This window comes from Arthrobacter globiformis NBRC 12137 (assembly GCF_000238915.1).
Taxonomy (GTDB): Bacteria; Actinomycetota; Actinomycetes; order Actinomycetales; family Micrococcaceae; genus Arthrobacter; species Arthrobacter globiformis.
Window position 1 is genome coordinate 105724 of the sequence record NZ_BAEG01000080.1, and the last position, 13337, is coordinate 119060.

Annotated in this window: 12 protein-coding genes; 9 read left to right on the top strand and 3 right to left on the bottom strand. The window is 67.8% G+C overall.

What is annotated here, in order from left to right; all coding sequences use genetic code 11:
• Positions 1–119: 119 nt before the first annotated feature.
• Positions 120–1439, bottom strand: coding sequence for an isochorismate synthase (locus ARGLB_RS15255; protein ID WP_003804154.1), 1320 nt, complete (start codon positions 1437–1439; stop codon positions 120–122).
• 119 nt (positions 1440–1558) lie between these two features.
• Between ARGLB_RS15255 and ARGLB_RS15260 the strand changes: the two genes are divergently transcribed.
• The 4 genes from ARGLB_RS15260 (at position 1559) to ARGLB_RS15275 (ending at position 6061) form a co-directional block, all read left to right on the top strand.
• A complete protein-coding gene (locus ARGLB_RS15260; protein ID WP_175305009.1) occupies positions 1559–2338 on the top strand; it encodes a demethylmenaquinone methyltransferase in 780 nt (259 codons plus the stop codon).
• Positions 2339–2342: 4 nt separating this feature from the next.
• Entirely contained in the window at positions 2343–3677 is a 1335-nt protein-coding gene (locus ARGLB_RS15265) for a geranylgeranyl reductase family protein (RefSeq protein ID WP_003804158.1), read from the top strand.
• Between the two features lie 9 nt (positions 3678–3686).
• Positions 3687–4787, top strand: coding sequence for a polyprenyl synthetase family protein (locus tag ARGLB_RS15270; protein ID WP_003804159.1), 1101 nt, complete (start codon positions 3687–3689; stop codon positions 4785–4787).
• A 434-nt stretch (positions 4788–5221) separates the two neighbouring features.
• Positions 5222–6061 carry a type IV toxin-antitoxin system AbiEi family antitoxin domain-containing protein gene (locus tag ARGLB_RS15275; protein ID WP_003804160.1) on the top strand — a complete coding sequence of 280 codons (840 nt, stop codon included), beginning with the start codon at positions 5222–5224 and terminating at the stop codon, positions 6059–6061.
• Between the two features lie 162 nt (positions 6062–6223).
• On the opposite strand, the gene ARGLB_RS15280 is transcribed toward ARGLB_RS15275, so the two are convergent.
• Together ARGLB_RS15280 and ARGLB_RS15285 are read right to left on the bottom strand one after the other, a co-directional pair.
• Entirely contained in the window at positions 6224–6646 is a 423-nt protein-coding gene (locus ARGLB_RS15280) for a hypothetical protein (RefSeq protein ID WP_003804161.1), read from the bottom strand.
• Positions 6647–6660: 14 nt separating this feature from the next.
• Complete coding sequence (locus ARGLB_RS15285) at positions 6661–7332, bottom strand: trimeric intracellular cation channel family protein (protein WP_003804162.1); 672 nt, start codon at positions 7330–7332, stop codon at positions 6661–6663.
• A gap of 60 nt (positions 7333–7392) precedes the next feature.
• Between ARGLB_RS15285 and ARGLB_RS15290 the strand changes: the two genes are divergently transcribed.
• From ARGLB_RS15290 to ARGLB_RS15310, 5 genes are all read left to right on the top strand, one after another.
• Positions 7393–8184, top strand: coding sequence for a sirohydrochlorin chelatase (locus ARGLB_RS15290; protein WP_003804165.1), 792 nt, complete (start codon positions 7393–7395; stop codon positions 8182–8184).
• 144 nt (positions 8185–8328) lie between these two features.
• Positions 8329–10068 (top strand): nitrite/sulfite reductase, encoded by a 1740-nt coding sequence (locus tag ARGLB_RS15295; protein ID WP_003804167.1) that lies wholly within the window; start codon positions 8329–8331, stop codon positions 10066–10068.
• Positions 10065–10853 (top strand): phosphoadenylyl-sulfate reductase, encoded by a 789-nt coding sequence (locus tag ARGLB_RS15300; protein WP_003804169.1) that lies wholly within the window; start codon positions 10065–10067, stop codon positions 10851–10853. The genes ARGLB_RS15295 and ARGLB_RS15300 overlap by 4 nt, the downstream gene beginning before the upstream one ends.
• Complete coding sequence (gene cysD, locus ARGLB_RS15305) at positions 10850–11797, top strand: sulfate adenylyltransferase subunit CysD (RefSeq protein WP_003804172.1); 948 nt, start codon at positions 10850–10852, stop codon at positions 11795–11797. Before ARGLB_RS15300 ends, cysD begins: the two co-directional genes overlap by 4 nt.
• Positions 11797–13218: a sulfate adenylyltransferase subunit CysN gene (locus ARGLB_RS15310; protein WP_003804175.1), complete on the top strand. Its 1422-nt coding sequence runs from the start codon at positions 11797–11799 to the stop codon at positions 13216–13218. The genes cysD and ARGLB_RS15310 overlap by 1 nt, the downstream gene beginning before the upstream one ends.
• Positions 13219–13337: the final 119 nt, after the last annotated feature.

Here is a 13337-nt window from a genome sequence, read left to right on the forward strand (position 1 = left end):
GAAAACTAAGTTTCACTATTTGATAACTAAACCACAGCACTTTTCAAGGGGTTTAATCCCGCGAGTGTCTGGCATGCCGGACGACCGCGGCAGCGCAGCTTCTGCCTAGCCGCGCGGAATCAGTTGCTGATCCCCAGCGACTCAAGCATTGGCCGGAACTTGGCCCACGTCTCCGCGAGCTCTGCCTCGGGCTGTGAGCCCTCAACGATTCCACAGCCGGCATATAGCCGGACCGTAGTGGGGGACTCGATCACGGCGCCACGCAGCGCGATGCCCCACTCGCCGTTGCCCGCGGCGTCCAGCCACCCGACCGGGCCGGCATACGGCCCCCGGTCCAGGTGCTCGAGTTGCCGGATCAGCGCCCCTGCCACCTGCGTCGGCGTCCCGCACACGGCGGCGGTGGGGTGCAGCGCGTTGATCAGGGCAAGGCATGTGGGGACGTGGCCCTCCACCTCGGCGAGTTCGGCCTTGACGTCGGACGCGAGGTGCCACACGTTGGGCAGTTCCAGGATGAACGGCTCGTCGTGGGCATTCATGGCTTCGGAGAAGGGCGCGAGCTGGGTGGTCAGTGACTGGATGGCGATCTCGTGCTCGTGCCGCTGCTTCTCAGACCCGGCCAGGACCCGCTCGGCGTAGTCCAGCGGCAGCCCTGCCTCGCCCACGGCGTCCCGGCGGTCCAGCGTCCCGGCGAGCACCCTGGCCTGGGCGGTGCGGCCCTCCACCTGAATGAGCATCTCCGGCGTCGCGCCCACCAGGCCGTCCACGCCATAGGTCCAGCACTCCCGGTACCGGCCGGCCAGTTGCCGCAGCACTTCCGCCGCGTTCACGCCCTCGGGAACCGTGGCCACGATGTCCCGGGCCAGGACCAGCTTCTCCAGTTTTCCGGTGCGGATCTCGGCGACGCCGGCGGTCACGGCGTCCATCCAGTCCTCTTCGCTGAGGGATCCGGTCTTCAGTGTGGCCGGGGTTGAGTGAAAGACCTCCGGATGCACGACGGCGGCAGCCGGGTCCGACTCCAGCCACCCCTTCAGGGCGGCGACGGCGCCTGCTTCGGTGAGCTCGCCGTCGTCGGCCGTTATCTGGGTAAGCCAAGCACGTCCGTCCCGGACGCCCACCACGATCTCCGGCACGATCAGGCGGGATTCATGGTCCGAAGCCTTGGAGAAGGCGAAGGACCCGAACGCCACAGGGCCTGTGCCGGGGCACTCCACATGGTCGGTGATGTCAGCCTCGATGACCAGGTGTCGCCACCAGATGTCCGCCTCGAGGAACCGCTCGGGGCCCGTGGCAGTGAAGCGCGCCGCCTCCCCGAAGCCCACCAGACCGGCCTCGCGCCGCGTCCAGCAGAGAACGTCGTCGCGGACCAGATACGACGGCAGCCCCTCGGGGGCCGATTCTCCATCCAAAGGGACTGTCAGGGTGCGGAGCGTTCTGGTCATGATGGGTCAACAGTACTCCGGCGCAGTAATTTCAAGTGATTCCGGGTGGTCCAGCACGCCCACCACGCCCGGGGATGCCCGTGTCACGGAGCCTGCGGAACTTTTGAGACAATGACATGGTGAACCGAGCATCCTTGGATAAGCGTCCGGACGAAGTAGCCACGATGTTTGACGACGTCGCACCCAAATACGACGTCGTCAATGATGTCCTCTCGATGGGGCAGACGCGCCGGTGGCGCAAGGTTGTGGTCGAAGCCATGGACGTCCGGGCCGGCCAGCGCGTGCTGGATCTGGCCGCGGGAACGGGAACCTCCAGCGAGCCATATGCCGACGCCGGCATAAATGTTGTGGCCTGCGATTTCTCCCTTGGCATGCTCAAGGTGGGCAAGCGCCGCCGTCCCGACATTGACTTCATCGCCGGGGACGCCACCAACCTGCCCTTCGCCGACAACACCTTCGACGCCAGCACCATCTCCTTCGGCCTGCGCAACGTCAATGAGCCTAAGAAGGCCCTGGCCGAGATGCTCCGGGTGACCAAGCCGGGCGGCAAGCTGGTCATCGCCGAGTTCTCCCAGCCCGTGGTTCCGCTGTGGCGCACTATGTACACCGAATACCTCATGCGCGCCCTCCCGGCCATCGCCACCAAGGTCTCCTCCAACCCGGATGCCTACGTCTACCTCGCCGAGTCCATCCGTGCCTGGCCGGACCAGGACCACCTGGCCGCGTGGCTGCAGGACTCCGGCTGGCAGGATGTCACCTACCGAAACCTGAGCGGCGGCATCGTGGCCGTCCACCGCGCCCACAAGCCCCTCACCGGCAACGGATCGGCGGAGGCCATCGCCGCCCACACCGGCCCGGTGGCCAAGCTGCGCCGCAACCTTCCGCGGACCGCCCGCTGACACTGTGAAAGTACTGATTGTTGGCGCGGGTCCCGCCGGATCCACCGCCGCGTATTACCTCGCCAAAGCCGGCATCGACGTTACGGTCCTGGAAAAGACCAGCTTCCCGCGCGAAAAAGTGTGCGGCGACGGACTCACCCCGCGGGCCGTCCGCGAGATCCAGAAGCTCGGCCTTCCGCACCCGGAGGCGGACGGCTGGCGCCGGAACAAAGGGCTGCGCCTGCTTGCCGGCGGCCGCAGCCTCGAACTGCCCTGGCCCGAGGTGTCCGATTTTCCGCAGTACGGCCTGATCCGCACCCGCCTCGGTTTCGACGAGGAACTCGCCCGCCACGCGCAGGCCGCCGGTGCCATCGTCCTGGAACGCCACAGCGTCACCGAGGCGCTTCGAAACAGTGACGGCCGGGTCACCGGCGTGCGCGCAGCGATCCTGGACGAGTCCGGACGGAAAACGGGGGAGACGTTCGACTTCACCGCCGACGTCGTGCTGGCCGCCGACGGCAACTCGACCCGCACCGCCGTCTCGCTCGGCATCCAGAAGCGCGACGACCGGCCCCTGGGCGTCGCCGTGCGGACGTATTTCCAGAGCCCGCGGCACGACGACGACTGGATGGAAGGCTGGCTGGAACTTCCCGGCCGCGACGGCAAGCTGCTGCCCGGCTACGGATGGGTGTTCGGCGTTGGCGACGGCACGTCCAACGTGGGCCTCGGCATCCTCAACTCCTCCAAGGAGTTCGGCAAGCTCGACTACAAGCAGGTCCTCCGCGAGTGGACCGCCGGCATGCCCGCTGAGTGGGGCTTCACTCCGGAAAACCAGGTGGGGGAGATCCGCGGAGCCGCCCTGCCCATGGGCTTCAACCGCACCCCGCACTACTCGCCGGGCCTGCTGCTGCTCGGCGACGCCGGCGGCATGGTGTCCCCGTTCAACGGCGAGGGCATCTCCTACGCCATGGAGTCCGCCCGCTTCGCGGCCGAGTTCATCATTGACGCCGCCTCGCGCTCAGCCTCGGGCGGCTGGAACGCGTCCGACGCCGACTCCCGGCTCGCGGGGTACGCGGACTACGTGCGGGAACAGTGGGGATCCCACTTCACGCTGGGGCGTGCCTTCGCAGCGCTGATCGGGAAGCCCGCCGTCATGAAGCTCGCCCTGCGGACGGGGATGCCCATTCCTGTGCTGATGCGCTTTGTGGTCCGGTTGCTGGCCAACCTGACCGACCCGTCGGCCAAGGGCTTCGAGGACCGGGTCATCCGCGTGCTCGAACTGCTGGTTCCGGCCACCTCCAACACCTCCGCCCTTGCCCCTTCCGGCCTCAAATCAGCGGTTTCCGCAACAAAAAGTTAGGGTTAACCCGTGACCAACTCCGCGAACCACAGCTGGACGCACGCCGGGCACGGCCTGCCGGACTCCGAACCCAGCCTCAACACCACCGCCATCGCCACCGGACTGCAGCTGCCGGCAGGTTTCGCGGCCATCGCGGAAGACCCTGACCTGGGTCCTGCCATCACCACCAACCTGGCCCGGGTGGAGAAGAAACTCCGCGAAGCGATCGCCAACTCCGATCCCCTGGCTGACGCAACGTCGCGCCACCTCGTGGAGGCCGGCGGCAAGCGCATCCGCCCCCTGCTGACCCTGCTCTGCGCCCACCTGGGTGACGCGTCGCTGCCGGCCGTGGTGCAGGCCGCCGTCGTGGTTGAGCTGACGCATCTGGCCACGCTGTACCACGATGACGTCATGGACTCCGCGCCCTTCCGCCGCGGGGCGCCCACGGCCCACGAGGTCTGGGGCAACTCCGTGGCCGTCCTCACCGGCGACCTCATTTTTGCCCGCGCCTCCATCCTCGTGTCCGAGCTCGGCTCCCGTGCGCTCGGAATCCAGGCCCGGACCTTCGAACGGCTGTGCCTCGGCCAGCTGCACGAAACCGTCGGCCCCCGCCCGGACGAGGACCCGGTGGAGCACTACCTGTCCGTGATCGCGGACAAGACCGGTTCGCTGGTGGCGGCCTCCGGCCAGTTCGGCGCCATCTTTTCCGGTGCCGATGAGGCCTACGAGAACGTCCTGGTGGAGTACGGCGAGAAGGTGGGCGTCGCGTTCCAGCTCGCCGACGACGTCATCGATGTCACGGGCGTCAAGGTCAAGTCCGGCAAGTCCCCGGGCACCGACCTGCGCGAAGGCGTCCCCACCCTTCCGGTGCTGCTGCTCCGCAAGGCCGCAGCGGACGGTGACCAGTCCGCCGTCGAACTTCTCAAGCTGATCGACGGTGACCTCTCCTCGGATGAGGCCCTCGCTGAAGCCGTTGCCGGACTGCGCCAGCACCCGGTCACGGCGGAGTCCTGGGTGGTGGCCCGCGCCTGGGCAGCCGACGCCATCGCGGCGCTTGCCCCGCTGCCGGAGGGTGTTGTGAAGGCATCGCTGTCCAGCTTCGCGCACGCTGTGGTGGACCGCGCCAGCTAGCAGCTGTACCGGCTGGCAGCAGACCAGCCAGGGAAGGCCCGCCCCCCAAGGTGCGGGCCTTCCCTGTTTAACCGGAACGGCTCTTTAACCGGAACGGCCCCGGTTTCAAGCAGCGTCACGAGTCATACGCTGCCCGGAACCGGGGCCGCCTCTCCGTTCGCATCAAATCCACCGGAGGCATTCAGTGGATCCGAGAAACACCCTATGACAGATCTGTCACATATGCCAAATCTCTGTTAATTGGCGTGTCACACAAATCCTGGTCATCCCTCTGCCGGCCGCCGCGCCATGGTGGGGCACATTGCGGCGGCTGAAGGCCGGCTTAGGCCCAAACCTCGGCGTGTCGCGTGCCGAAGTGTCCCACGACGGCGGGGTTGTCCACATGGCGCAGCCCGGACCTGCCGGTCTTCGGGGCCGCACGGCACCTTGGAGGCATGGAGATTGAGGCTTTCCTCAGTACCCGGGCCGGAGTGGCCAGAGCGTCCGCGCTGCAGGGTGCCGGGTTTACGCGCACCGCATTGGGCAAGGCGGTGGCCGCGGGGCGCATCGTGCGGATCAGGCGGGGCGTCTACAGCCTGCCCCGGGAAGCAGGCGTCTTCAGTCTGGCGTTGCACCACAATGCGCTGCTGACGTGCCTGTCGGCTGCTCCCACCTACCGGCTATGGACGCTGGACGGGACGGGTCCGTTGCACCTGAGTCCGGGCCACAAGGCCGCCCCTCCGGGAGCGCTGTCCCACGGCCGGTGCCTTCACGCGCACCATCCCTGGCTGCCGGTGGCTGGCCTGGCGGACGTCCTCATCCACGCACTGCGCTGCCTGCCCGAACTGGAGTCGCTGGTCATGGTGCAGTGTGCGGCCCAGCGGGGCGACATAACCGTGGAGTTCCTGCGGCGCAAGCTTCCCGGAAACCGCAATGCCCGCGCCCGGGCCGTCCTGGACTACGTGATCCCGCGTGCTGACTCAGTTCTTGAGGTCCTGGCCAACTTCCATTTCCGGCGGGCGGGGCTCCATGTCCGCCGGCACGTGGAGCTTCCGGGCGTGGGCGAGGTCGACTTCCTGATCGAGGACTGCCTCGTGGTGGAAACCGACGGCGGCACGCACCTGGAGCCCCGGCAGGTGAAGAAGGACCGGAAGCGCAACAACGCCACGGTCATCGGCGGCCGCCTCGGGCTGCGGTACGGCTATAACGACGTCGTCAATCACCCTGCGCGGATGGTGGCCGAAGTGCTGGCGGTACTGGAGTTGCGCCGGCGGGGAGCCTTCGACGCACGGTGACCCCCGCCGTCGTACTTTCCTCAGCGGACGCCGCGTGCCAGCCGCTGCCGTCGCGGGGCACTTTGCGGCAGGTTATGGCCTGTTCAGGCCCAATCCTCGGCGTGTCCCGCGTCAAAGTGCCCCGTTCCGGCCGCGGGACTCAGGCCGCTGCGGGGACGAAAACTAGTCCTCGTCGTTGAAGGCCCAGTCGAACATGTCGAAGACGAACTCCGAGAAGGTGCCTTCCTCGCTCTTCCACTGGCCGCGGGCGTTGTTCCGGCGGTACACGATGGGGTCCGGGACGCTCAGGTCGCCGATGCGGAAGCCCCAGGTGAAATTTTCTTCCTCGTCTTCGAGGAACATCAGGAAGCCTTCGTCGTCCACTTCGAGTTCCTCGGGGTCCCAGAAGTAGTGGTAGGCCTCCATGAGGTCTTCGCACCCGCCGAGCGCCAGGTAGAACTCGCGCAGCACCAGGGGGATGGTGAACTGGTGATCGGAGAGCTCTGCGTCCAGTTCCTCGGCGGACAGCCCGTCCTCTTCCTGCCATTCGTCTTCGAGATACTTCGGAACAAGCGCGCGGAACTTCTCGAGGAACATGTCAGTCATGGCTCTTATCCTAGCTAATCCCGGCCCCTCGAATTCCCCGGTTCCAGACCCAGCCGGTGCCACCCGCGGACCGCCAGCGGAATGCGCCACGAGCGGCGCCAGGCCACCACCCGGAACGCGAAGACCAGGGCCGCGACGGCGCACGCCGAGAGGGGATTAAAGACGCCCATGACCCACAGGATGGTGGTGAGCGCGGCGCCCGTGAAGGCAGGCAGCGCGTAGAGGTCCCGGGCATCGAACAGCTGCGGCACTTCGTTGGCGGTGATGTCGCGCAGCAGCCCGCCGCCCACCGCCGTCGTGACGCCGAGCAGCACGGCGGCGACGGGATTCATTCCGAGGGACAACGCCTTGAGCGTCCCCGTGATGCAGAAGAGTGCCAGGCCGGCGGCATCGAACAGGATGAGGAGTGACGTGAAGCGCTGGACGCTGGAGAACAGGTAGTACACCAGCCCGGTGGCCAGCAGCGGCGGGACCACATAGGCAGGGTTGCTGAAGGCAGCGGGTGGGCCGGAATTGAGGATGATGTCGCGGATCACGCCGCCGCCCAGCGAGACCAAAGAGGCGAGCAGAAGGGACCCGAGGAGGTCGAACTGCTTCCGTGCGGCGAGCAGCGATCCGGACACCGCGAAAAAGAAGATGCCGGCCAGGTCCAGCCATGCCAGGGCGATGTCAAAAGAGAATGTCATGGAGCGTCCCGGCATATTTCAAGGGGCGGACAGTGCAGCTCCAACGTTACGCTAGCCCCTATGAATAGCCCGATCCTGATCGCCTGTGCCCATGGGACCTCCAACGCGCAGGGAGCCGCCGAGGTCAACGCCCTCCGTGACGCCATCGCCGCGCTGCGTCCGGGGCTCGACGTCCGCGAAGCGTATGTGGACGTCCAGCAGCCGGATCTGGTGGACGTGGTGGCCGGGCTCCCCGCGGACCCCGCCGCAGCAGGACCCCAGACCGGCGGCGAGCCGGGCGCCGCCGGTGCCTCCGCCGTCGTCGTTCCCTTATTGCTCAGCGTGGGCTACCACGTGAAGGTGGACATTGCGAAGGCCGTTAAGAGCCGGCCAGGCACGGTGGCTGCGGCGCCGCTGGGGCCCGACCCCCGCCTCGCCGCCCTGTTGGACCAGCGACTGCGGGAAGCAGGTGTTACGGACAACGACGCGATCGTCCTCGCCGCGGCGGGTTCATCCAACGCGAACGCCGCCCTTAGTGTCGAGGAACTGGCCGGGCAGCTGAGGGATCTCCGCTCCAACCGGATTGTGCCCGCGTATGGCGCCTCGGCCAAACCGTCGGTGCCTGAAGCCGTCGCCATGCTCCGCGAGGAAGCCGCGGGTGGCGCTGGCGCGGGGGAGTCGGCCGGGGGCGTGAGTGTTGGCGGGCGCGTGGTGGTGGCCTCGTATCTCCTGGCGCCGGGCTTCTTCCACGACCAGCTCGCCAAGGCCGGGGCGGACCTCGTGACCGAGCCGCTGCTGCCCTCGCCGGTGCTCGCGGAGATCGCGCTGGAACGGTACGACGCCGCCTTGGCCGCCCAACCAGTTAAGTCCTGAAAGCGCCGGGAAGCAGGCCGCCGGGAAGCACAGCCGGCGGCGCCGTTCAAGGCCTCCCGGCGAGTCATGACGAAATGTTTCCTTAGGTGACTTAGCATTTCCGGTCCTTTGTGACGTATTTCGGCGCGGCTCTACAGTCGATGCATGACTGATACAGCTCTAGCCGGAGCGTCCACGGACAAGCCCGCGCGCCCCGCCCGTGCCTCCCGACCCGCCGCCAAGCCTCACGGCCAGTGGAAGGTGGACGGAACCACCCCGCTTAACGCCAACGAAACCTGGAAGCAGGAAGACGATGGCCTCAACGTCCGCGAGCGTATCGAGTCCATCTATGCCAAGGAAGGCTTCGACGCCATCCCCGGCCAGGACCTGCACGGCCGCTTCCGCTGGTGGGGCCTCTACACGCAGCGCAAGCCCGGGATCGACGGCGGCAAGACCGCAACGCTGGAGCCGCACGAGCTTGAGGATAAGTACTTCATGCTCCGCGTCCGCATCGACGGCGGTGCGCTGACCACCGAGCAGTTGCGCGTCATCGGCCAGATCTCCGTGGACTTCGCACGCGATTCCGCGGACCTCACGGACCGCCAGAACATCCAGCTGCACTGGATCCGCGTGGAGGACATCCCCGAGATCTGGCGCCGCCTCGAGAGCAACGGCCTGTCCACCACCGAAGCCTGCGGCGACGTTCCGCGTGTCATCCTCGGCTCCCCGGTGGCCGGCATCGCCAAGGACGAGATCATTGACCCCACCCCGCTCATCGAAGAGCTGGGCGAGCGGTTCATCGGCAACCCGCTGCTCTCCAACCTGCCGCGCAAGTACAAGACCGCCATCACCGGCCACCCCAGCCAGGACGTGGTGCACGAGATCAATGACTTCGCCTTGGTGGGCGTCAAGCACCCCGAACTCGGCATCGGCTACGATCTCTGGGCCGGCGGCGCACTGTCCACCAACCCGATGCTCGGCAAGCGCCTCGGCGCCTTTGTGAAGCCGGAGCAGGCCGCGGATGTGTGGCTCGGCGTCACCAGCATCTTCCGTGACTACGGCTACCGCCGCATGCGCACCAAGGCGCGCCTGAAGTTCCTCATGGCCGACTGGGGCCCGGAGAAGTTCCGCCAGATCCTCGAGGACGAATACCTCGGCTACAAGCTCGCCGACGGCCCCGCTGCACCCAAGCCGTCCACCCCGGGCGACCACGTGGGCGTGCACGAGCAGAAGGACGGCAAGTTCTTCATCGGCGCCACCCCCATCGCCGGCCGGCTCTCCGGCACGCAGCTGGTGAAGCTCGCGGACACCCTCGAGGCCCGCGGCTCCTACCGCCTGCGCACCACCCCGCACCAGAAGATCGTGGTGCTGGACGTGGAGAAGAACGAGGTGGAGCCGCTCGTGGCCGAACTCGACGCCCTGGGCCTCTCCGCCCGTCCGTCCGTGTTCCGCCGCGGCACGATCGCCTGCACCGGCATCGAATACTGCAAGCTGGCCATCGTGGAAACCAAGATGACCGCCGCAACCGCCGTAGCCGAGCTGGAACGCCGCCTCGCCGACCTCGCCGACAGCGGCCAGCTCCCGCAGGCACTGTCGCTGCACATCAACGGCTGCCCCAACTCCTGCGCCCGCATCCAGACCGCGGACATCGGACTCAAGGGCATGATGCTTCCCACGCCCGACGGCGACCCCACCCCGGGTTTCCAGGTGCACCTGGGCGGCGGGCTGGCTTCCGCCGACCGCGAGGAGGCCGGCCTGGGACGTACCGTCCGCGGCCTGAAGGTCTACGTCGCTGACCTGCCCGACTACGTCGAGCGGGTTGTCCGCAAGTTCGTCGCCGACCGCGCCGAGGGCCAGACCTTCGCCGAGTGGGCCCACGCAGCAGACGAGGAGGCACTCCAGTGAGCAAGCACGCAGCGGGGATTGACCCCGTAGTTGAGCCTGCCGTCGCCTCGGCCGAGGGGACGGCATCGCCTGCCGCGGCGCCCAAGCTCCGCAGCCACGACGAGCTCAAGGCCCTGGCCGAGGCCGGCGCTGCCGAGCTCGGCTGGGACGCCCCCGCCCGCGACGTCATCGCCTGGGTCGAGCGCAACTTCGACATGCCCGCCGTCGCCGTCGCGTGCTCCATGGCCGACGCCGTCCTGCCGGCACTGGTCGCTGACCAGCTGCCCGGCGTCGACGTCCTGTTCCTGGAGACCGGCTACCACTTCCCGGAAACCTACGCCACGCGCGACGAGGTGGCCGCGAACCTTCGCGTCAACGTGGTGGACGTGCTCCCCGAGAACACCGTCGAGCAGCAGGACCGGCTCCTGGGCAAGGACCTGTTCGCCCGCGACGCCGCCCAGTGCTGCGCCCTCCGCAAGGTGGCGCCGCTGCGCCGCACGCTGTCCGGCTATGAACTGTGGTTCACCGGCGTCCGCCGCGACGAGGCCCCCACCCGCACCAACACGCCGCTGGTGACGTGGGACGAGGCCAACGGCCTGGTCAAGGTCAACCCGATGGCCGCCTGGACGTTCGACCAGCTGGTGCAGTACTCCGACGACAACCTCCTGCCCGTCAACCCGCTCCTGTCCCAGGGCTACCCGTCCATCGGTTGCCAGCCCTGCACCCGTAAGGTGGCTGCCGGCGAGGACCCCCGCGCCGGCCGCTGGGCAGGAACCAACAAGACAGAATGCGGACTACACGTATGAGCACTTTCCTAACTGAGGAGACCACCCTGGTGACCGACGCAGCTGCCACAACGCGCCTCTCCAGCCTGGACACCCTCGAATCCGAAGCGATCCACATCATCCGCGAGGTTGTCGCCGAGTTCGAGAAGCCGGCGTTGCTGTTCTCCGGCGGCAAGGACTCCGTGGTCATGCTGCACCTTGCCACCAAGGCATTCTGGCCGGGCAAGGTCCCGTTCCCGGTACTGCACGTGGACACCGGCCACAACTTCCCCGAGGTCATCGACTTCCGCGACCGGACCGTTGAACGGCTGGGACTGAAGCTCGTCGTCGGCTCCGTGCAGGAATTCATCGACCGCGGCGAGCTGGCCGAGCGTGCCGACGGCACCCGCAACCCGCTGCAGACGGTTCCGCTGCTGGACGCCATCCAGTCCAACAAGTTCGACGCCGTCTTCGGCGGCGGCCGCCGCGACGAGGACAAGGCCCGCGCCAAGGAGCGAATCCTGAGCCTGCGCGACGAGTTCGGCCAGTGGGATCCGCGCAACCAGCGCCCCGAGCTGTGGAACCTGTACAACGGCCGCCACACGGTGGGCCAGCACGTGCGTGCGTTCCCCATCAGCAACTGGACCGAGCTGGACGTGTGGCGTTACATCGAGCGCGAAAACATCGAGCTGCCGGGCCTGTACTACGCCCACGAGCGCGAGGTCTTCGCCCGCGACGGCATGTGGCGCGCCGTGGGCGAGGTCTCCCAGCCGCTGCCGCACGAGGACGTCATCACCAAGACTGTCCGCTACCGGACCGTCGGTGACATGTCCTGCACCGGCGCCGTCGAGTCGGCCGCCGCCACAGTGCGCGACGTCGTGATCGAAGTTGCCGCCTCCACCATCACCGAACGTGGCGCCACCCGTGCGGATGACCGCATCTCCGAGGCCGCCATGGAAGACCGCAAGAAGGACGGCTACTTCTAATGACTACCGACATTGACACCGCCCGCGCCGCGGCGCTCCTGGACGAAGCCCCGCTCGCTTCCGCCTCGCTGTTCCGCTTCGCCACGGCAGGATCGGTCGACGACGGGAAGTCCACTCTGGTGGGCCGGCTCCTGCACGACTCCAAGGCCATCCTCGCCGACCAGCTCGACGCCGTTGCCCGCACCTCCGCAGACCGCGGCTTCGGCGGGGCGGCCGGCGGCATCGACCTGGCCCTCCTGACCGACGGCCTGCGTGCCGAGCGCGAGCAGGGCATCACCATCGACGTCGCCTACCGCTACTTCGCCACGGACCGCCGCAGCTTCATCCTGGCGGACTGCCCCGGGCACGTGCAGTACACCAAGAACACGGTGACCGGCGCGTCCACCGCGGATGCCGTCGTCGTACTTATTGACGCCCGCAAGGGTGTCCTGGAGCAGACCCGCCGCCACCTGTCCGTGCTGCAGCTGCTGCGCGTGGCCCACGTGATCGTCGCCGTGAACAAGATCGACCTCGTGGACTTCAGCGAGAGCGTGTTCCGCGAGATTGAAGCCGACGTGCAGCAGGTGGGCCGCGAACTGGGCCTGGGTTCGGACGGGATCACCGACCTGCTGGTGGTTCCGGTGTCCGCGCTCGACGGCGACAACGTGGTGGAGCGCTCGGAGCGCACCCCCTGGTACACGGGCCCGGCTCTGCTCGAGGTGCTCGAGACGCTGCCCGCAGCCGATGAACTCGAAAGCCACCTGGAGAGCTTCCGCTTCCCCGTGCAGCTGGTGATCCGGCCGCAGGGTGCGCTGGCGCCGGATGCCGTTGCCGGCGGGCTCGACGTCGAGGAATACCGCGACTACCGCGCCTACGCCGGGCAGATCACCGAGGGTTCCGTGAAGGTGGGGGACAAGGTTTCTGTGCTCACGCCTGGCCAGGACCCGCGCACCACCACGGTCACCGGCATCGACTTCGCCGGTTCCTCACTGGAGGAGGCCTCCGCCCCGCAGTCCGTGGCGATCCGCCTTGCCGACGAGTTCGACGTCGCCCGCGGTGACACCATCGCCGCCGCCGGTACCGTCCGCGAAAGCTCGGCCGACCTGTACGCGCAGCTGTGCTGGCTGTCGCCGAAGCCGCTCCGCGAGGGCGCCAAGGTCCTGGTCAAGCACGGCACCCGCACCGTGCAGGCCCTGGTCCGCAGCGTCAACGGCAAGCTGGACCTGGCCACCTTCAAGCTCGAAGGCGCCTCCAGCCTGGAGCTCAACGACATCGGGCACGCGCAGCTCCGGCTCGCCGCGCCGCTGCCGCTTGAGAACTACCTGCACCACCGCCGCACCGGTGCGTTCCTGGTGATCGACCCGCTCGACGGCAACACCCTCGCCGCCGGCCTGGTCAAGGACCACCCGGGCGACCACGAGGACGAGCGCTACTCGATCTGATCGCGTGTACCAAGCAGAGGCCCCGGTCCGGAAGTCATTTCCGTCCCGGGGCCCTTCTGTTCCTGCAAGACCTGTTTCCGCAGGACCTGTTCCCGCAGGACCGGTCTGCTAGGCGGGAT